This window comes from Sphingomonas sp., from assembly GCF_035944535.1.
Classification (GTDB): Bacteria; Pseudomonadota; Alphaproteobacteria; order Sphingomonadales; family Sphingomonadaceae; genus Sphingomonas_B.
The window spans coordinates 106,566-124,266 of the sequence record NZ_DASZBC010000011.1 but is presented as its reverse complement, the minus strand read 5'-3'; the positions used below and the strand labels follow the sequence as shown (position 1 = coordinate 124,266).

At 67.3% G+C, this 17,701-nt stretch carries 23 protein-coding genes, 2 tRNA genes, 1 other RNA gene and 1 CRISPR repeat array; of the genes, 5 read left to right on the top strand and 21 right to left on the bottom strand.

Annotated features, from left to right (window positions below; all coding sequences use genetic code 11):
- The first annotated feature begins 14 nt into the window (after nt 1–14).
- Genes VGT77_RS11985 through cas2 form a run of 3 tightly spaced genes read left to right on the top strand, consistent with a single transcriptional unit; the run spans nt 15 to nt 1,293 of the window.
- A complete protein-coding gene (locus tag VGT77_RS11985; protein WP_327462852.1) occupies nt 15–491 on the top strand; it encodes a CRISPR-associated endonuclease Cas1 in 477 nt (158 codons plus the stop codon).
- On the top strand, nt 389–949 hold the full coding sequence (cas1, locus tag VGT77_RS11980) for a type II CRISPR-associated endonuclease Cas1 (protein WP_327462850.1): 561 nt from the start codon (nt 389–391) through the stop codon (nt 947–949). The genes VGT77_RS11985 and cas1 overlap by 103 nt, the downstream gene beginning before the upstream one ends.
- On the top strand, nt 946–1,293 hold the full coding sequence (gene cas2, locus VGT77_RS11975; RefSeq protein WP_327462848.1) for a CRISPR-associated endonuclease Cas2: 348 nt from the start codon (nt 946–948) through the stop codon (nt 1,291–1,293). Before cas1 ends, cas2 begins: the two co-directional genes overlap by 4 nt.
- 71 nt (nt 1,294–1,364) lie before the next feature.
- Nucleotides 1,365–1,731: direct repeats of the CRISPR family, unit length 37 nt; unit sequence GGGCCTAGCAGCTCAGAAATCGCAGGCCAACCGCAAC.
- 108 nt (nt 1,732–1,839) lie between these two features.
- Here cas2 and VGT77_RS11970 read toward each other — a convergent pair.
- Nucleotides 1,840–1,915, bottom strand: a tRNA-Ala gene (locus VGT77_RS11970).
- An 83-nt stretch (nt 1,916–1,998) separates the two neighbouring features.
- Nucleotides 1,999–2,316: a TIGR02300 family protein gene (locus VGT77_RS11965; RefSeq protein WP_327462846.1), complete on the bottom strand. Its 318-nt coding sequence runs from the start codon at nt 2,314–2,316 to the stop codon at nt 1,999–2,001.
- 171 nt (nt 2,317–2,487) lie between these two features.
- On the opposite strand from VGT77_RS11965, the gene aroA reads away from it, so the two are divergent.
- Together aroA and cmk are read left to right on the top strand one after the other, a co-directional pair.
- Nucleotides 2,488–3,798, top strand: coding sequence for a 3-phosphoshikimate 1-carboxyvinyltransferase (gene aroA, locus VGT77_RS11960; protein ID WP_327462844.1), 1,311 nt, complete (start codon nt 2,488–2,490; stop codon nt 3,796–3,798).
- On the top strand, nt 3,795–4,427 hold the full coding sequence (cmk, locus tag VGT77_RS11955; RefSeq protein ID WP_327462842.1) for a (d)CMP kinase: 633 nt from the start codon (nt 3,795–3,797) through the stop codon (nt 4,425–4,427). Before aroA ends, cmk begins: the two co-directional genes overlap by 4 nt.
- A gap of 110 nt (nt 4,428–4,537) precedes the next feature.
- Here cmk and rnpB read toward each other — a convergent pair.
- From rnpB to gspF, 19 genes are all read right to left on the bottom strand, one after another.
- An RNA gene (gene rnpB, locus VGT77_RS11950) (RNase P RNA component class A) lies at nt 4,538–4,910 on the bottom strand.
- 98 nt (nt 4,911–5,008) lie between these two features.
- Nucleotides 5,009–5,617 carry a tetratricopeptide repeat protein gene (locus tag VGT77_RS11945; protein WP_327462840.1) on the bottom strand — a complete coding sequence of 203 codons (609 nt, stop codon included), beginning with the start codon at nt 5,615–5,617 and terminating at the stop codon, nt 5,009–5,011.
- Complete coding sequence (locus tag VGT77_RS11940) at nt 5,617–5,988, bottom strand: cytochrome c-type biogenesis protein (RefSeq protein ID WP_327462838.1); 372 nt, start codon at nt 5,986–5,988, stop codon at nt 5,617–5,619. Before VGT77_RS11940 ends, VGT77_RS11945 begins: the two co-directional genes overlap by 1 nt.
- A gap of 113 nt (nt 5,989–6,101) precedes the next feature.
- Entirely contained in the window at nt 6,102–6,629 is a 528-nt protein-coding gene (locus VGT77_RS11935; protein ID WP_327462837.1) for a DsbE family thiol:disulfide interchange protein, read from the bottom strand.
- The gene (locus VGT77_RS11930; protein ID WP_327462835.1) at nt 6,626–8,548 is read right to left on the bottom strand and encodes a heme lyase CcmF/NrfE family subunit; all 1,923 of its coding nucleotides are present in this window, start codon (nt 8,546–8,548) and stop codon (nt 6,626–6,628) included. The genes VGT77_RS11935 and VGT77_RS11930 overlap by 4 nt, the downstream gene beginning before the upstream one ends.
- Nucleotides 8,545–8,991, bottom strand: coding sequence for a cytochrome c maturation protein CcmE (gene ccmE / locus VGT77_RS11925; protein ID WP_327462833.1), 447 nt, complete (start codon nt 8,989–8,991; stop codon nt 8,545–8,547). Before ccmE ends, VGT77_RS11930 begins: the two co-directional genes overlap by 4 nt.
- Nucleotides 8,988–9,197, bottom strand: a complete 210-nt coding sequence (locus tag VGT77_RS11920; protein ID WP_327462831.1) for a hypothetical protein — start codon at nt 9,195–9,197, stop codon at nt 8,988–8,990. The genes ccmE and VGT77_RS11920 overlap by 4 nt, the downstream gene beginning before the upstream one ends.
- On the bottom strand, nt 9,194–9,910 hold the full coding sequence (gene ccmC / locus VGT77_RS11915) for a heme ABC transporter permease CcmC (protein ID WP_327462829.1): 717 nt from the start codon (nt 9,908–9,910) through the stop codon (nt 9,194–9,196). Before ccmC ends, VGT77_RS11920 begins: the two co-directional genes overlap by 4 nt.
- A gap of 72 nt (nt 9,911–9,982) precedes the next feature.
- Entirely contained in the window at nt 9,983–11,038 is a 1,056-nt protein-coding gene (locus VGT77_RS11910) for a Glu/Leu/Phe/Val family dehydrogenase (RefSeq protein ID WP_327462827.1), read from the bottom strand.
- 20 nt (nt 11,039–11,058) lie between these two features.
- Nucleotides 11,059–11,135, bottom strand: a tRNA-His gene (locus VGT77_RS11905).
- 66 nt (nt 11,136–11,201) lie between these two features.
- Complete coding sequence (gspN, locus tag VGT77_RS11900) at nt 11,202–11,912, bottom strand: type II secretion system protein N (RefSeq protein ID WP_327462825.1); 711 nt, start codon at nt 11,910–11,912, stop codon at nt 11,202–11,204.
- The gene (gene gspM / locus VGT77_RS11895) at nt 11,912–12,388 is read right to left on the bottom strand and encodes a type II secretion system protein GspM (RefSeq protein WP_327462823.1); all 477 of its coding nucleotides are present in this window, start codon (nt 12,386–12,388) and stop codon (nt 11,912–11,914) included. Before gspM ends, gspN begins: the two co-directional genes overlap by 1 nt.
- Entirely contained in the window at nt 12,385–13,455 is a 1,071-nt protein-coding gene (gspL, locus tag VGT77_RS11890) for a type II secretion system protein GspL (RefSeq protein WP_327462821.1), read from the bottom strand. Before gspL ends, gspM begins: the two co-directional genes overlap by 4 nt.
- Nucleotides 13,452–14,429 carry a type II secretion system minor pseudopilin GspK gene (gene gspK / locus VGT77_RS11885; protein ID WP_327462819.1) on the bottom strand — a complete coding sequence of 326 codons (978 nt, stop codon included), beginning with the start codon at nt 14,427–14,429 and terminating at the stop codon, nt 13,452–13,454. The genes gspL and gspK overlap by 4 nt, the downstream gene beginning before the upstream one ends.
- Nucleotides 14,426–14,998: a type II secretion system minor pseudopilin GspJ gene (gspJ, locus tag VGT77_RS11880; RefSeq protein ID WP_327462817.1), complete on the bottom strand. Its 573-nt coding sequence runs from the start codon at nt 14,996–14,998 to the stop codon at nt 14,426–14,428. The genes gspK and gspJ overlap by 4 nt, the downstream gene beginning before the upstream one ends.
- Nucleotides 14,995–15,453 carry a type II secretion system minor pseudopilin GspI gene (gspI, locus tag VGT77_RS11875; RefSeq protein WP_327462815.1) on the bottom strand — a complete coding sequence of 153 codons (459 nt, stop codon included), beginning with the start codon at nt 15,451–15,453 and terminating at the stop codon, nt 14,995–14,997. The genes gspJ and gspI overlap by 4 nt, the downstream gene beginning before the upstream one ends.
- Entirely contained in the window at nt 15,428–15,862 is a 435-nt protein-coding gene (locus VGT77_RS11870; RefSeq protein ID WP_327462813.1) for a GspH/FimT family pseudopilin, read from the bottom strand. The genes gspI and VGT77_RS11870 overlap by 26 nt, the downstream gene beginning before the upstream one ends.
- Before the next feature lie 97 nt (nt 15,863–15,959).
- Nucleotides 15,960–16,457 carry a type II secretion system major pseudopilin GspG gene (gene gspG / locus VGT77_RS11865; protein WP_414713394.1) on the bottom strand — a complete coding sequence of 166 codons (498 nt, stop codon included), beginning with the start codon at nt 16,455–16,457 and terminating at the stop codon, nt 15,960–15,962.
- A complete protein-coding gene (gspF, locus tag VGT77_RS11860; RefSeq protein ID WP_327462811.1) occupies nt 16,457–17,674 on the bottom strand; it encodes a type II secretion system inner membrane protein GspF in 1,218 nt (405 codons plus the stop codon). Before gspF ends, gspG begins: the two co-directional genes overlap by 1 nt.
- Between the last annotated feature and the right edge of the window lie 27 nt (nt 17,675–17,701).

Sequence of the window (17,701 nt, the reverse complement as noted above, 5' to 3'; positions counted from 1 at the left end):
CGGCGGGAGCGGGCATGGACCGGATCGTCGACATCGCCACCGAGGGGCGCCATCTGGCGCTCTATCGCGGCTTCATGGTCGTGAAGGCCGAAGGCGAGGAGGTCGGCCGCATCGCGCTCGACGACATTCATGCGCTGATCGTCCACGCTCATGGCACGACCTGGAGTGCGAACCTGGTCGCGGCGCTGGCCCAGCGTGGCGCTCCGATCGTGTTCTGTGGCACCAATCACAGCCCCGTCGCCGTGACACTGCCGCTGGAAGGCCACCACGCCCAGGGTGCGCGCATGCAGGCGCAGTGGAACGCGTCGCGCCCGCTTGCTAAGCAACTCTGGCGGCTGGTGGTGATGGCGAAAGTCCGCAATCAGCCGCCTTGCTGCAGGCGCGCGGCATGGCTGAGGCCGACGCATTACTGTTCCTCGCGCGCCGCGTGCGATCGGGAGACCCGGACAATATCGAGGCGCAGGCGGCGAAGCGCTACTGGCCGCTGTTGATGGGCACAGAGTTCCGGCGCGACCGCGATCAGGCCGGCGCCAATGCGCTGCTCAATTATGGCTATGCCGTGATGCGCGCATCGGTGGCCCGGGCCGTGATCGCCGCGGGTCTCCACCCCACCATTGGCATCCATCATGCCAACCGCGGCAACGCCTTCGCGCTCGCCGACGATCTGGTGGAGCCCTTTCGTCCCCTGGTCGACGCGCTCGTGCACGCAATGGTGCAGGAAGGCGTCACCGCCCTCGACCCGGGCAGCAAGAGGCGCTTTGCGCGGCTGATCGCCTTTGACCTTCGTATCGACGGCGAGGCTTCGCCGGTCGCCTTGGCTGCTGCACGCTTGGCCCAGTCGCTCGCCCGCAGCTTCGAAACCGGAACCCCTGCCTTGGCGCTGTTCGAGCCGCCAGGCCCGATGGAGTGGGCGAGCCTGCCGCGTTCCACGCTGGCGGAAGCGGCGTGAACGGTGATCCGGCGAGCTACCTCAGCGGCTATCGGCTGATGTGGATCTTCGTGATGTTCGACCTGCCTGTAGGCACGAAGAAGCAGTCGCGAGAAGCCACCAGGTTCCGCGAGTTTCTGCTCGACGAAGGTTTCGAAATGAGCCAGTTTTCCGTTTATGCGCGCTTCTGCAACGGTCAGGACAGCTTCCAGACGCACCTCAGGCGCATCGAACGCAACCTGCCCGAAAAGGGTGATGTTCACGTCCTCACCTTCACGGACCGTCAATATGAAAACATCGTCCGCTTCTCGAGCCAGCGGCGCAAGAAGCCTCGGAAAAATCCGGATCAACTGGCGATGTTTTGAGACGAAAGTGCGATTCTGCTCGACCGAATGTGCTGTTTCGTCACCGAAAATCAGAGACTTGACAGCACATCCGGCCTAGCAGCTCAGAAATCGCAGGCCAACCGCAACTCAGGCGCGGACTGGACCTATGTTCAGGGCGGCCTAGCAGCTCAGAAATCGCAGGCCAACCGCAACACTTCCCTCAACGACCTGAACATTTGCGCGGGCCTAGCAGCTCAGAAATCGCAGGCCAACCGCAACAAGTTGCAGGGCGAGTTTCTACTCGCCGGGGGCCTAGCAGCTCAGAAATCGCAGGCCAACCGCAACTAATCCGCATTCCGACTGGCTTTGTGCTGGGGCCTAGCAGCTCAGAAATCGCAGGCCAACCGCAACGAGGCTCTGAGCGCCTTGCTGTGCGCATTGGGCCTAGCAGCTCAGAAATCGCAGGCCAACCGCAACTTGAGCGGAGGGACACCCCTAAAGGGATGTTCCTCCGCTCTGGCGCGATGCGCCGATGCTGCCGAGCACACTCGCTGCGCACAATGATCGGCAATCGATCTGATGAAATGGTGGAGCCGAGGGGGATCGAACCCCTGACCTTCGCAATGCCATTGCGACGCTCTCCCAGCTGAGCTACGGCCCCACACCTGCTCCGCCGGGCTGGTCCGGCGGGTTGAGCGCCGCCCGTTAGCGGGGCGGCGCCCGGAAATCAATCGGCTAAATCAATCAGCTTTCGTCGCTGTCGTCGCCAGTGTCGACGCCGAGATCATCGTCGCCGCCCAGATCGACCTCCTCGTCGACCGAGGGCTCGCCTTCATCGATGTCCAAATCCTCGTCGGCGCCCAGCACCGCATCGTCCTCGGGCTTCGCTTCTTCCTTCTTGGGCGCGTCGAACGGCAGCGGCTGCTTCGACTTCAGCACCGGCTCGGGCAGCCAGGAATAGCCGCAGTTGATGCACTGGACCGGATCGTCCTTGGTCAGGTCGTAAAAGCGGGTCGCGCACTTGGGACAGCTGCGCTTCGAACCCCATTCAGGCTTCACCATCTGTGGCCTTGCTCCGAGCATTTTGGCGTAGAAAGAAAAACGGCGGCGCATCGGCTCTCGATGCCCCGCAATCGGGCGCGCCTTGCCATAGCAGATGGGCGCTGTCAAAAGCCCTGCGCTTTCCCGCTGCCAGAGATAGGAACGCCCGGTTTGCACGCCAGCCCGACGCGAATGAGCTTTGCGCGCTCGGGCCCCTTGAGCGGCACGGCGCGTGTGCCCGGCGACAAGTCGATCAGCCACCGCGCGCTGATGCTGTCCGCGCTCGCGGTCGGCGAAAGCCGGATCGACGGGCTGCTCGAAGGCGAGGATGTGCTCGCCACCGCCGCCGCCATGCGGGCAATGGGGGCGCAGATCGAGCGATCGGCCGACGCCATCTGGACCGTTTCGGGCGTCGGCGTCGGCGGGCTGCTCCAGCCGGAGCAGGCGCTCGACATGGGCAATAGCGGGACTTCGACGCGCCTGCTGATGGGGCTCGTCGCCAGCCATCCGATCACCGCCACCTTCACTGGCGACGTCTCCCTCTCCCGCCGGCCCATGAACCGCGTTATCGAGCCGCTCTCGCTGATGGGCGCTGACGTGACCGCTTCGCCGGGCGGACGGCTGCCACTGATGCTCCGCGGCCTCTGCCCGGCGGTTCCGATCGTCTATCGCCTGCCGGTCGCTTCGGCACAGGTGAAGAGCGCGGTGCTGCTTGCCGGGCTCAACGCGCCCGGGATCACGCGCGTGATCGAGCCGGTGCCGACCCGCGACCACAGCGAGCGGATGCTCGCCGGCTTCGGGGCCGAGCTGACGGTCCAGAACGAGAGTGGCGAGCGCCACATTCGGGTGCGAGGCGAGGCCGAGCTCCGGCCGCAGCAGATCGTGGTTCCCGGCGACCCCTCCTCCGCCGCCTTCCCGATTGTCGCCGCGCTCATCGTGCCAGGCTCTGCCGTGACCATCGAGAATGTCGGCGTGAACCCAACCCGTGCCGGGCTGTACGAAGTGCTGCGCATGATGGGCGCAGAGATCGCCTTTGCAAGCGCCCGCGAGGTCGGCGGCGAGCCGGTGGCCGACATCACCGCCTGCTTCTCCAGCCTGTCCGGCATCGATGTGCCGCCGGAACTTGCGCCGTCGATGATCGACGAGTTTCCGGTGCTGTTCGTAGCAGCCGCCTTCGCTCACGGCCGCACAGTCATGCGCGGTCTCGATGAACTGCGTGTCAAGGAGTCGGACCGGATCGCCACCATGGCCGAGGGCCTGCGTGCGATCGGCGCGCGGGTCGAGGAACTGCCCGACGGCATGATCGTGGAAGGTTCCGGCGGCGAGCCGCTCGCGGGCGGTGCGACCGTTGCGTCGCGGCTCGACCACCGGATCGCGATGAGCTTTGCGGTCGCGGGGCTCAACAGCCTTGCGCCGGTCGAGATCGACGATATCAGCCCCGTGGCCACCAGCTTTCCCGGCTTCACTCAGCTTCTCTCGGACTTGCAGCAGCCCCAGCCATGATCATTGCCGTCGACGGACCGGCCGCCAGCGGCAAGGGCACCATCGCCCGCGCGCTCGCCCGCCATTACAAGCTGCCACACCTGGACACCGGCCTGCTCTATCGGGCGGTCGGACAGACTGTGCTCGATCGGGGCGGCGACCCGGCGAGCGAAACGGACGCGCTTGCCGCCTGCGATTTCGACGATGCCCTGCTCGACGATCTCCGTCTGAAAAGCGGGACGGTCGGCAATGCGGCGTCGGTCGTCTCCGCGCATCCGGCGGTGCGCGCCGCCCTGATCGAACGCCAGCAGCGTTTCGCGAACCAGCCGGGCGGCGCCGTGCTGGACGGGCGCGACATCGGCACGGTGATCGCGCCCCATGCGGACGCGAAGCTCTTCGTGCGCGCGACCTCGGCAGTGCGCGCCCGGCGGCGCCATGAGGAACTGGTCCGCTCCGGCGGAACGATCAGCTATGACCGGGTGCTCGCCGACATTAAGGCGCGCGACCTGCGCGACAGCACGCGTTCGGCCGCGCCGCTCAAGCAGGCCGACGATGCGGTGCTGCTCGACACCAGCTTCCTGTCGATCGAGTCCGCCATCAACCATGCGATCGAACTGGTCGAAGGTCAGCTGGTCAAGCGCCCCGCCTGATCTTTGACATCGTCATTGCGGGCGCAGCGAAGCAATCCATAGATCGGCCGGCGCCTGGATTGCTTCGTCGCTGCGCTCCTCGCACTGACGTTCGTCCCTCAGATCGGGAAAGTACCAGAGGGTCTGTAAGCCGGGTTCTGTCCCCCTGAACCAGGTTCAGGGTGTGCGGCCATTCCTCTCGGACCGCCATTGCTGACGGTCTCCAGCAACCAACCCGGGCGACGAGCCGGAACCTGGCCCATGTGCCGCCCCTATTCGGTCTTGCTCCCGGTGGGGTTTGCCATGCCGTTCCCGTCGCCGGGACCGCGGTGGGCTCTTACCCCACCCTTTCGCCCTTGCCCGGCCGAAGCCGAAGGCGGTCTGCTTTCTGTGGCACTTTCCCTGGGGTCGCCCCCGCCGGGCGTTACCCGGCACCGTCGTTCCGTGGAGCCCGGACTTTCCTCGACCCCGCTGACGCGGAGACGCGGCCGCCCGACCCTCTGGCGTTCTCTCTATAGGCCCTTTCTTCGTCATTGCGAGCGCAACGCGTGACGGGTGGATTGCTTCGTCGCTGCGCTCCTCGAAATAACGATTATTGAAGATCAGCTCGGCAGTTGTGCTAGGCGCTCCTCGAGATCGGCGCGCCAGGGCGCATCGGCAGGGGTGCGGGCAAGGAGTTCGGACCAGATTGCGCGGGCCTGCGGGAACTGACCGGATTGAGCGAGCGCCAGCCCCATGAAGAAGGGCGGGCCGGGATGCTCGGGCGCGATATCGGCGGCACGCTGGAAAGCGTAGGTCGCAGCGGGCGAGACCATGCCGCCATTGTGCACGATCAGCGCATTGCCAAGCCCCACCCACAGGTCAGGATCGCGCGGATTCTCCTTGAGACCCGATTTGATGTAAGTGACCGCCGCCTGCGGCACTCCGGCGCGCATCGCGCCATCGGCCGCAACCAGCCAATTGGGCCCGCTGCCGAAACGCTGCCCCATCTGAGCCCGAGTCTCAGCCTGCTTTTCGTCGAACTGGACGGCCTCGGCGCGCGGCTGCACCGGCTTTCCGGGCACCTCAGGCTTTCCCTGCAGCGCATAGCCGGCCAGGCCGAGCAGCAGAGCAGCCGCCACGGGCTCGAAGGCAGAGCGCGGGAGCTTGCCCCACTTCCAAAGCGCCGCGCCCGTCGCGAGCGTCAACAGGATCACGATCAGCCAGCCCATCAGCGATGCTTCCTGAAGCGCCCGCGCGCCAACCAGGCGCCAATGCCGAGCAGCAGCAAAGGCGCGATCCAGAGCGGCCAAGTGATCGGCTCCAGCGGCGGCGCGTAAGTAATGTAGTTGCCGTAGCGCTCGATCAGCCAGGCCTTGATCTGCTCCGGCGTCTCGCCCGCCTCGATCCGCGTCCGGATCAGCGCGCGCATGTCGCCGGCAAGCTCCGCGTCGGAATCGATCACCGCCTGGCCCTGGCAGACGATGCAGCGGATCGTCGCCATCAGTTCCGTCGCCTGCTTCTCCTTCGCCGGGTCCGCGAGCTGGGTGTACGCGTATTCCGCGGCCGGTAAGGTGGAATCGGCGAGTGCGGGGCTCGTCACGAAGGCAAGGCAAATCAGTCCCGTTCGTATCGAGCGAAGTCGAGATACGCCCCTCGACCTTGCTCGGCGCAGGCTTCTCGACTGCGCTCGAAGCGAACGGTGAAGGTGATGGATCACCGCGCCTTCTCCAGCTCAGCCAATATCTCCGGCACATTCTCCGGCCGGATGTCGCCGATATGCTGGTAGCGGATCACGCCCTTGCCATCGACGACGAAGGTCTCCGGCACGCCCGACGAGCCCATGGCCAGCTGCACGCGTGACGCGGTGTCGGCACCGATCCGCTCATAGGGATCGCCGTTGCGGGCCAGGAATGCAGCGACGTCCTCCGGCTTGTCGCGGATCGCGATAGCATCGATCTTCGCACCGCGCCGCTTCAGCTCCATCAGCACCGGCGCCTCGGCCACGCAGGGCACGCACCAGCTAGCGAAGATGTTGAGCAGCCGGGGCTGGCCCTGGCCGAAGTCTCGCGCGGCGAGGCCGTCGCGGCCCGGCACCGCCGGCGGCAGCTCGAAGGCGGGTACGGGCTTGCCGACCATCTTGGAGGCGATCTTACGATCGGCGGGGCTGATCAGCCCGAACGCCACGACTGCGAAGAAGATCACGAAGCCGGCGAGCGGCGCCCAGAGCCAGAAGCGCTTCATGCGTAGGCGATCCGGTCGTGGTATCGGCGCTCCCGCCGCACGCGGCCGAGCAGCGACAGCAGCCCGCCAAGCGCGATCATGCCACCCCCGAGCCAGATCAAAGTCACGAACGGCTTCCACCACAGCCGCAGCTGCCAGCGGCCGTCCTCATCCTGCTTGCCGAGCACTGTGTAGAGCTGCCCATTCCATCGCGTGGAAATGGCGGACTCGTTCGTCTCGGTCGGCGGGTTCGGGAACATACGCGCCTGCGGCTTCATGACGACAGTCGAACTGCCACGGGTGGCGACCAAGGTCGCCTCAAGAGCTGTCCAATTCGGCCCGGCGATCGGCTCGACCGCGTCCAGCCGCACCTTGAACGGTCCGACCTCGCGCGTTTCGCCGATGCGGACAGCCGCCAGCGCCTCCTTGGTGAAAGCAGACTCGCAGGCCATGCCGGCGAGCGCGACGGCGATGCCCAGATGCGCTGTCACCATGCCCCAGGTGAAGAGCGGCGTCCGGCGCAGGTTGCGGCCCCAGAGCGGCGCCATGCTGCCCGCGCCGACGCCGATCGCCAGCACCAGGCCGAGCAACGGGAAAATGCCGATACCGGGCGCGAAGATCACGACCAGCAGCAGCACCAGTGCAGTCGCGAAGATTGGCAAGGCCAGCCGCCGGATCACGATTGCGAACTGGTCGCGCCGCCAGCGCATCAAGGGCCCGGCCGCCATCAGAGCCACCAGCACCAGGGTAATCGGCCCGGCCGCGCTGTTGAAATAGGGCGGGCCGACCGACAGCTTCTCCCCCGAAACGGCCTCGGCAAAGAGCGGATAGAGGGTGCCGACGAAGACGATACCGAGAATGGCCGACAGCAGCAGGTTGTTGGCGACCAACGCCCCCTCGCGGCTGACCGGATCGAACTGCGTCCCTTCCTTCACCGTCGCAATGCGCAGACCGAACAGCGCCAGCGCCCCGCCGATATAGATTGCGAGCAGAGCAAGGATGAAGCTGCCCCGCTCCGGGTCGACGGCGAAAGCGTGGACGCTGGTCAGGATGCCGGAGCGGACCAGGAAGGTGCCGACCATAGACATGGAAAAGGCGACAACCGCGAGCATTACCGTCCAGGCCCGCAAGCTGTCGCGCGTCGCCAGCACCGTTACCGAATGAAGCAAGGCCGTCGCCGCGAGCCAGGGCATCAGCGAGGCATTCTCGACCGGGTCCCAAAACCACCAGCCGCCCCAGCCAAGCTCATAATAGGCCCAGTAGCTGCCCGCCGTGATGCCGAGCGTCAGGAATATCCAGGCGGCGAGCACCCAGGGCCGCATCGCACGGGCGAAGGCGGCATTCACTTCGCGCGTCACCAACGCGCCGACGGCGAAGGAGAAGGCGACCGAAAGTCCGACATAACCGAGATAGAGGGTGGGCGGGTGGAAGGCGAGGCCAGGGTCCTGAAGCAGCGGGTTCAGTCCCTGGCCGTCCGCCGCCGCCGGGATCAGCCGCTCGAACGGGTTGGACGAGAAGAGCAGGAAGGCGAAAAAGCCTAGCCCGATCGCCGCCTGCGCGGCCAAGGTCGCGATCATCATTCGCTCGGAGGTGCGCCGCTCGAAGATCGCGACGGCGGCACCGGCTACGCCCAGGATCGTCACCCAGAGAAGCATCGAGCCTTCGTGGTTCCCCCAGGTCCCCGCCACCTTGTAGAGCAATGGCTTGGCCGAATTGCTGTGGCTCGCGACCAGCTTCACCGACATGTCGGAAATCACGAATAGCCAGATCAGCAGCAGGAAGGCGGCAAGCGTCAGCAGCCCTTGCACGATCGCAACCGGCCGCACGACCGCACCTGCCTCCGCCCGTCCCGGCGTCAGCGCGACGGCGCCCATCACCAGCTGCAGCAGCGCGAGCGCCGCCGCCAGCCACAATGCGGCCAGACCGGCTTCGGCGATCATTTGCGCAGGCTCTCCGTTTTGTGCTTCGTCTCGCCGCCTTTCTGCTCGAGCTGTGGCGGCATGTAGCGCTCGTCATGCTTGGCGAGGATGGTGTCGGCAACGAACACGCCGTCGGGCCCGAACGCCCCTTCCGCAACCACGCCGCTATTCTCTTTGAACAGGTCGGGCGGAATCCCGCGGAAGCGGACCCTAGTCGCGGCCGGCCCGTCGGTCACGACAAAGTCGATGGTGACGCCATCGGCTGCCCGGACGATCGACTTGTCGGCGACCATGCCGCCCAGCCGGATGTGCTTGCCGGCTTCGACCGGTGTGCGCTGCAGGTCGGCAGGCGAATAGAAATAGGCCGCCTGGCTGCGCAGCGCCGAGGCCGCGAGCAGCCCCGCGCCGATCAGCGCCGCCAGGGCCAGGAGCGCCAGCGTCAGCCTTTGGTGTTTGGCTTTCATGAACTCAGCCGCTCGTCCCGAGCGACGTCGAGGCGCGCCTGCTCGGACCTTGTACCCGCGCCCCTCGACTGCGCTCGGGACGAACGAGAGAGGGTGTCGGCCGTCGATTCAGCCTTGCGCATGCGCAGCCAGCTGACGAGGACAAGCGCGGCCATGCCGCCAATAGTCAGGGCATAGGCGACAACTATATAAGGCCACTGGTTCATGCGGTGGCGAGCCTCCGCAGCCGCGCCTCGACTTTGGCGCTGGCGAGCACGGCACGCATCCGCATCAGCACCACGGCCGCGAACAACAGGGTGAAGCCGAGCGTCGTGAAGGCTAGCGGCCACAATATTTCGGGCGCGATGCTCGATCCGCGCATGGTGATGCTCGGGCCCTGGTGCAGCGAATTCCACCACACGACCGAGCGGTTGATGATCGGCACGTTGACCGCTCCGATCAGCCCGAAGATCGCGGTCGCCTTGCTGACGCTGGTCTTCTCGTCGCTCGAGTTCGCCAGCGCGATATAGCCGAAATAGAGGAAGAGCAGGACGAGCATCGACGTCATACGCCCGTCCCATTGCCACCAGGTGCCCCAGGTCAGGCTGCCCCAGATCGATCCGCTGACCAGGCAGATGGCGGTTAACAGCGCGCCCGGCGCGGCGATCGCGCGCGCAGCGACGCCGGCGAGTGGGTGACGCCAGACGAGTTGGGTCAGGCTCGCGATCGCAATGCCCATCCACCCGCCCATGCCCAGCCAGGCGGCCGGCACATGGACGTACATGATCCGCACGCTTTCGCCCTGCAGATAATCGGGCGGCGACTGAGCCAGGCCGGCATAGAAGCCATAGCCGCACAGCAACGCACCCAAAGCGAGCAGCCACGGCGTCAGCGGCCGGGCGATCGACAGGAAGCGGGTCGGATTGGCGAAGGCGTGCATGTGCGGGCGCCTGTCTAGCTGCTCGGCCAAGCCTGCGGAAGCACGGGTTTGCCCTTACCCCCAGCGAAACAATCAGCCGCGGCCGATCAGCCGCTGCGCGATCCGGTCCGCGACGCGTGCGGCGGGATCGCCGGTATGCGCGCTCTCCGCCCAGACCTGCTCGAGCCGGTCGGGGATCAGCCGGATACGCGACCGCACTTCGGCCTCATCGCCGCGGCCGAGATATTCCAGGCCCACATTGATGATGCCGCCCGCGTTGATCACATAATCGGGCGCATAGAGGATGCCGCGGGCATGAATGCGGTCGCCGTCCTGCGGAGTCGCCAACTGGTTGTTCGCGCCCCCGGCGACGATCGGCGCCTGCAGCGCGGCGATGCTGTCCTCGGTCAGGATCGCGCCCAGGGCATTAGGGCTGACCACGTCCGCCTGCACCCGCAGGATTTCGTCCGAAGCGACCGCCTCGCCGCCCAGTTGCTGCGCCAGAGCTGCAGCCCGCTCGGCATTCACATCCGCCAAAGTCAGCTTCGCGCCTTCCTCGGCGAGCAGCTTGGCAAGCCCGCCGCCGACGCTGCCCACACCCTGGATCGCGACATGCACGCCCTGCACGCTCTGCTTGCCGAGCGCGCGCTTAACTGCCGCCTTGACGCCTAAGAACACGCCATAGGCCGTGAACGGCCCCGGATCGCCGCCGGCCGAGCCCTGCGCTACCGGCAGGCCCGAGACGAACTTTGTTTCCTTGGAGATGGCGACCATGTCGTCGGTTGAGATGCCGACATCTTCGGCCGTCACATAGGCGCCGCCAAGCGTGTTGACCGCCTTGCCGAAGGCCTGAAGCAGCGACTGGGTCTTGGTGCCAGCCCTGTCGGCCAGGATCACGCCCTTGCCACCGCCCAGGGGCAGGCCCGCCATCGCATTCTTGTAGCTCATGCCCCGCGACAGGCGCAGTGCGTCGGTGACCGCCTCGACCTTTTCGCCATAGTGCCAGAAGCGGACGCCGCCCGCGGCGGGTCCCAGCGCGGTCGAATGCACGGCGATGACGGCCGTCAGCCCGCTGGCGCGATCCCGGAACAGGTGCACGCCTTCATGATCGTCAAAGTCTGGCAGGTCCCAGGCAGTCACGTCCAACATCCCGAAAAGATTGGTAAAAATGGGGCGATCGACGGGACTTGAACCCGCGACCCTCGGTACCACAAACCGATGCTCTAACCAACTGAGCTACGATCGCCGCAACGGAGGTTTCCGTGGGCGCGCACATAGGAGCGCGCGTCCGGGCGCGTCAAGCGAAAGGGGCTTAGAAGCGGCCGCCGATGGTCAAGACATAGCCGCCGGGCCCCGTCGAAAAGCCGGCTCCAGTCAGCCGAGCCACCAGGTCCGGCTCGCTGGCCCTCACCCGCAGCTCGGCCGAATAGCGGCCGTCGCCAAAGATGCGCAGCGCCACGCCCTCGGCGCCGGAGCCGCTGGCGAGCGGCAGCAGCAGCGCGCCGCGGTCGCAACGTGCGGCCCCGGAGACGCTTGCGGGGAGCGGCAGTCCGTCCGCACCGCTGGAGAGTGTCGCTCTCACCAGGCCCTCTGCACGATCGCATTGATCGTCGCGGAAGCGAACGGTGACGTCGGTCAGCTCGATGGACGCGATCGGCAGCGCGCCGAACAGCCCCTCCACCGGGACCATGCCCGTGACGCTCTCGGCCGAACGCCTGCGCGCGCTGGTCGCGAAAGCGCCTGCAAAGCGATCCGCCGCTCCGCTTGGCCGCTCGACCTCGATGCGCGCCTGTCCGGTCAGCAGCGCCAGTGGCGACAGCCGGGCGGACAGATCGCCAAGCGATGCCGGACCCAGACGCGCTTCCTTCAGGCTGCCGGACCAGACGCTGCCGGTCGCTTCACGCGCAGTGATGACGCCATCTCCGGCTCCGAGCACCAGCCGCAGCGGGAGGGTGATCAGCAGCGCGAGTGCGAACAGTGCGGCAAACAATACCAGCCGGCGGGTGGGTACCAGAATGCGCATCAGCTGCCCGCCGCCAGCGTGGCATCCACCGTCAGCGTGGGGTCACTGTTGGCGCGGGCTGTCAGCCGCTCGACGACGATACCGCGCGCTTCCAGCCCGGCCACCCATTGCAGCACCGGCGCCGGCCGGGCCGAAGGAATCGAGATGGACACGCGCCGATCGCCCTGCGGCGCCACCGTCGCATTCGCGAAGCCCGCCTCATTCGCGGCCTGCGTCACGGCTGGCGCGAGTGCCCCGGCCGGGAGCGCCGGTCCGCCTTTGCCGAACTGACCCAGCGCTTCCGCCTGTGCGCGCGCCTCCCCCAGCGCCACCACGGCCTGCTGGTGACGCTCCCGCGTGGCGGAGAGAGCGCCTTGGACCGGGCGATAAATGCCGAGCCACAGGATCGTGACGGCGAGCAGCGCGAACATAACGAGCAGCAGCCGCTGCTCGCGCAGGCTCCGTTGCCGCCACCAGGCGATGAACTGCGCCGTCATCGTCCGCCCACCCTGAACTCCCCGCGAATGCGGCCCGCTTCCGACGTGAAGGGCGTCGCCTCCACGGTCAGACCGGCCGCGCGGATGCGGCTGCGCAACGCCTCCGCCTCCGGCGCGCCGGGCGCGAGCACCGTGGCGCGCATGAGCCCGTCGTTGTCGAAGCTGAGGCTCGCCAGTTCGACATTCGGGACCGACTGTATCGCGGAGATGACCGCCCCGGCTGTCGCGGTGAAGCCGAGCCCGCCACCGCGCCGCGCGGCGAGGCGAGCCGTCATGGCGGCACGCGGATCGCTGCCTGCATCGGGAACCGCACTCCGCGCCACCTGCTCGGCCTCAGCCTGCAGCGCGTCCGCGGCAGAGCCGTAGCGCAGGATCTGCACGATGGCGATCAGCAGCGTGACAGCGGCGATGACGCCGCCCAGCATGGCGAGCCGCTTGACCAGGGCGTAATCGATGCGGAAGCGGTTGCGCTTGGCGAAGCTGCCCTGGCGCAGGTCTAGCTCCGGCGCGTCGAGCGCTGCGAGCACCAGCGGCTCGGCGTCGATATCTTCTATCTGGGCTTCGCGGACCAGCAACTCGGTCAGCCCCGGCTCGTCGGCAAAGGCGCTGCTGCGGCCTCGCAGCACGGTCTCGGCGCCGATACTCGCCCGGACAAAGCCCTGTTCCGGTCGCGGCAGCAGCAACGGCGCGGCGAGCACCGCGTCGGGATCGATTCCTCGCGCCTGGAGCGACTCCAGCCACGCCGACATGCGGCCATTGCCGATCACCGCGACGCTGCGGTCGGCGCCCTCCGGGGTGCCGACAGCGACATGCTGCGTCTCAACGGGCATGACACTCGTTTCCGCCAGCAACAGCCGCGCGGCAGTCCGGGCCTGCTGCGCAGTTAAGCTGCCCAGCTCCGCCGCGTGAATGGTCATCGCCTCGGCCGGGGCCACCGCTACCACGCGCTCGGGCAGTTCGGCGGGCAGCGGCGTTTCGCCGTCGCCCCGCGCGCGCACTTCCCCGTCAACTAGCCACCAGGAATGGAGCCGGTCCGCCGGCGAGATGAAGAGAATGAGCGTGCTCAATCCCCTTCCCCCCAGCTGCGCCGCACAAGCTTGGCCGGCGGTAGCCCGGCATCGATCAGCGCCGTCTCGTTCACTTCGCTGTCGCCAAGCTGCACGCGCAGCTGCAGAGTGAACCAGCGCGTCCGCACGCCGGTCTGCGCCTCGACGTCGGGGCCGGGCGCCACGCCCTGCAAGGCCGAGTTCCGCCAAAAGGCATAAGCGCTCTCATAGCCGCCGGCCGGCCGAGCGAGCAGCAGCGCGCGGGCACGGTCCGGAGAAAGCGTGTCGGGCATCAGCATGGACAGGAGGATCGCCTGTTCCGGACGAAGAGTGTTGACGTTGATCGGCGAAAGATCGGTCACGGGGAGCGTGCAGACCCAAGGCCTCAGCTTCTCGTAGATATCCGGTGTGACGCCCGCAACGGCGCGGAGTTCGCTCGGATGGGCAAGCAGAGTGTTGCCGGTTCGATAGGGTATTTCGGCCCCGGCATAGGCCTGGTCCTCGGCGCCTTCCGGCTGCGGCTGCAGATCGCTGTCGATCCAGTCGGCGAGCGACACCGCAACCTTGCGCGCTTCGCCTTCGCCAATGCCGAGCAGCTTCATCAGCGCGACCAACTGGGCGATGCCTTGCGGCCGGGTCATCAGCGGCTCGCCCGCCTGCCCCACGACCAGGCTGTTCAGATTGAAGCAGTTGCCGCCGTCGCCCACCACGGCAGAGGCCGTTCCTCCTGGGAGCGGCAGCGCAGTCTCGCGACCATTCCATTGTTCGGGCGCAGCGGTGCGCGCCGGATCGGCTTCCACCAGCGCCGTGATGCGGGACAGCGCTATGCCTTCGGCGGCTACGGCATAGGCACGCGCCTGGTCGATCGCGCCGGCATTGGCGGCAAGGCGGGTGGACAGGCGCAGCCGCTCGAGCGCGGACGCCGACAGCACAGCCATCACGGAGACCAGCATCAGCACCGTCAGCAGCGCCGCACCGCGCTCTCCTGGCTTCATGCCGCCGCTCCCACCAGGAAGAGATAGCGCATCTCCGGGCCCTGCGCTGGCCGGACGATCATCTCGATCGCGCGGGGCATCAGGTCCGGGCGGAGCGGGTCCCAGACTTCGCGCCAACCGTCCTTGGACCGGTAGCGCAGCTGAACGGCGGCCAAGTTCGACAGCAGGGGCATTCCGGCGTTCGGCTGGGCACCGTCGAGCATGGCGTAGCTGCTGCGCGTCAGCGTGCCATTCTCCAGCCGGTAGCGCACCTTCTGGAGTGCCGGCCGTGCGACATCCGTCAACGAATCAATGTCACCGCGCACCAGCGTGAAGCCCTGCCCATCGCCCACGAACGCCTGGATCGGATCGCCGGCTTCGTTGCGGGTGATGCGCGGCACCGCCTGTGCCGCATCGGACATTATCAGGGACTCGATGCGCCGCTGAGATGCCAGCAACTTTAGCCGCTCACCGGTCGCAGCCTGCGCATCGACGCTGAACCGCAGCAAGCCAACGCCCGCGACCGCCAGCATGCTGAAGATCAGCACGGCGACGAGCAGTTCGACCAAGGTGAAGCCGTTGTCCTTCACGTCGCCGGCCGCACGATGGTGAGCAGAGCCGGTGCCCCGCCAGTCGCGACACTGATATCGACGCGGACGAGCCGCTGGTCCGGCGTGCGGCTGGTCAGCCGTGTCCAGCGCCAGCGCCGGCCGCCATTGACCGTCTCGCCCGCGCTCTCGCCGATCGGCGGCGGCGCGGGGTCGGTCATCGTTTCCACCCCCAGATTGCGTGCGACCAGCTGCGCCAGCATCCGCTCGTCCAGTTCGCCGGTCTGACGCACCGTTGCGCCTTCCAGCCGCAGCAGGGCAAGCGCTGCCAGGCTGAACACCGCCAGCGCGACGAGCATCTCTAGGAGCGTAAACCCGCCCTCTCCGCTCGTCCCGAGCGAAGTCGAGGGGCGCGAGCACGGACCTGGAGAAACGCCCCTCGACGTCGCTCGGGACGAGCGAGGAAGAAGGTCACCCACCGGTTCGCACCTCGCCATTGGCCGCGACAGTCACCCGCGCCTGCTCCCCCGACCGGATCAGCAGGATCGTCACCGGTTCGCTCGGCTGCCCGGTTGCGTCGAAGGCAGTACGCAGGGTGCCGCCTTTGCCCACCAAGGCCGACGTGCCCTCGCTCCAGGGCCGGGACCGGAACGGCTTGTCCGCGAATGGTATCCAAGTCCCCCCACGCCGCCGGTCGAAGGCATAGCCTCGCGCGGTGACGCGGACTGCCACAGGCTGCCCCTCAACAATGGCTAGGTCGCGGGCGGCGACGGTGCGGGCGGCAAAGGTCTCGGCCTCGTCGCGCAAGCGGCCACGCGGATCGGGAATGGCCATTACGACTCCCGCCGCGAGCGCACCGATGATCGCGATCACAACCATCAGCTCGACCAAGGTAAACCCATTCACCTCGTCATTCCCGCGAAAGCGGGAACCCAGGAGTCCGCCGCTGCGGAGATCCCCAACTGGGTCCCCGCCTTCGCGGGGATGACGAGAGAGGGGTGTACTACCCCCAGTTGCCGATATCGGCATTTTCGCCCTCGCCGCCTTCCTTGTTGTCCCCGCCCAGCGAGAACACGTCGAAGGCGCCATGCTGGCCGGGGAAGCTGTAGCGGTATGGATTGCCCCAGGGATCGTCCGGCAGCCGCTTGATGTAGCCGCCCTGTCGATAGCGTTGCGGCTGCGCCAGTCCCGGCGGCGGCGCCACCAGTGCCTGCAGCCCGTCAGTGGGCGACGGGTAGGTCAGGTTGTCGAGCCGGTACATCTCCAGCGCCTGCTCAATGGTCGCGATGTCAGCCCGCGCTTTCTCGGCATTGGCGCGGCCGGTCGCGGGCAGCACGTTAATCGCAACGATGGTGGCGAGGAGGCCGAGAATGACGATCACCACCATCAGCTCGACAAGGGTGAAGCCACTCTCGCGATCCCGCGAGAGTGGCCCGGCGTAGGCCGGGGCCCAAGGCCTCCGGCCTTCGCCGGAGAACAGTGGAGTTGGATTGGACATCATCACGCGCCTGCCAGCGTTTCGAGCTGAAGAATAGGAAGGAGAATGGAGAGCACGATCACCGCGACGATGCCGCCCATCAGTACGATGATGGCCGGTTCGAGAAGCGACAGCGCCGTCGCAGTGAAGCTGTCGAATTCGCGCTCGAGATAGTCGGCAGCGCGCTCCAGCATCGTGTCGAGCCGTCCTGAGGCCTCGCCGCTCGCCGCCAGATAGACGAGCAAAGGCGGGAACACGCCCGTCCGCCGCAGTGCCGCCGACAGGCTGCCTCCCCCGCGGATCGCCTCGACGATCTCCTCCGACGCCGCCCGCAGCGCACGATTGTGGATCGTGCCGGTGGTCAGCGCGAGCCCCTCCAGCAGCGGCAGCCGCGACGCGACCATTGTCGACAGCGTCCGCGCCATCCGCGCCGCATGCAGGTCGCGGATCAGCCGACCGAGCAAGGGCAGCCGCAGCAGCCAGCGGTCGAAGCGCAGCCGCGTCGCCGGGTCCTTGAGCGCCCGCCAGAACAGGAGACCGCCTAGCGCGAGCGCCAGCAGGATCGCCCACCACCAATTGACCAGCAGGTCAGAGACGCCGATCACCAGCCGGGTCAGAAATGGCAGCTGCTGGCCGACGGTCTCGAACTGTTCGACGACCTTCGGCACGACGAACATCATCAGCGCCGCCACGACAAACAGCGCCACCGCCGACAGCACCGCCGGATAGGCCAGAGCCGTCATCACCTTGGACCGCACCTGTGCCTGACGTTCCTGAAGATCGGCCAGCCGCTCCAGGATCGTCGGCAATGTGCCCGAGCTTTCGCCCGCGCTCACCATCGCCCGGTAGAGCGCCGGAAAGCTCTTGGGCTCCCGCCCCATCGCTTCCGACATGCGCCGCCCCTCGAGCACGCCGGCATGCACCGCGCCGGTGATCGCGCGGACGTGCGGCTTCTCGGTCTGGCGCGATATCGTGCGCAGCGATTCTTCGAGCGGGCTGACCTGCACGAGAGTCGCGATCTGCCGTGTGAAGAGCGTCAGTTCCTTAGCCGTCAGCTTGCGCCGGCGGAAGGAGAAGAGCGGGCGCGACTCCTTCGGGGCACCTGAGCCGGGCTCCAGCCGCAGCACGTAGAGCTTCCGGCCGTCAAGCTTCGCCCGCGCATCGTCCAGCGAGGGCGCGACGACGCTGCCGCGCTTCTCCCCGCCGCGCGTGTCAATCGCGAGATAGTCGAAGTCAGGCATGAGCCCGGCTCCAACCCCGTTCGTTTC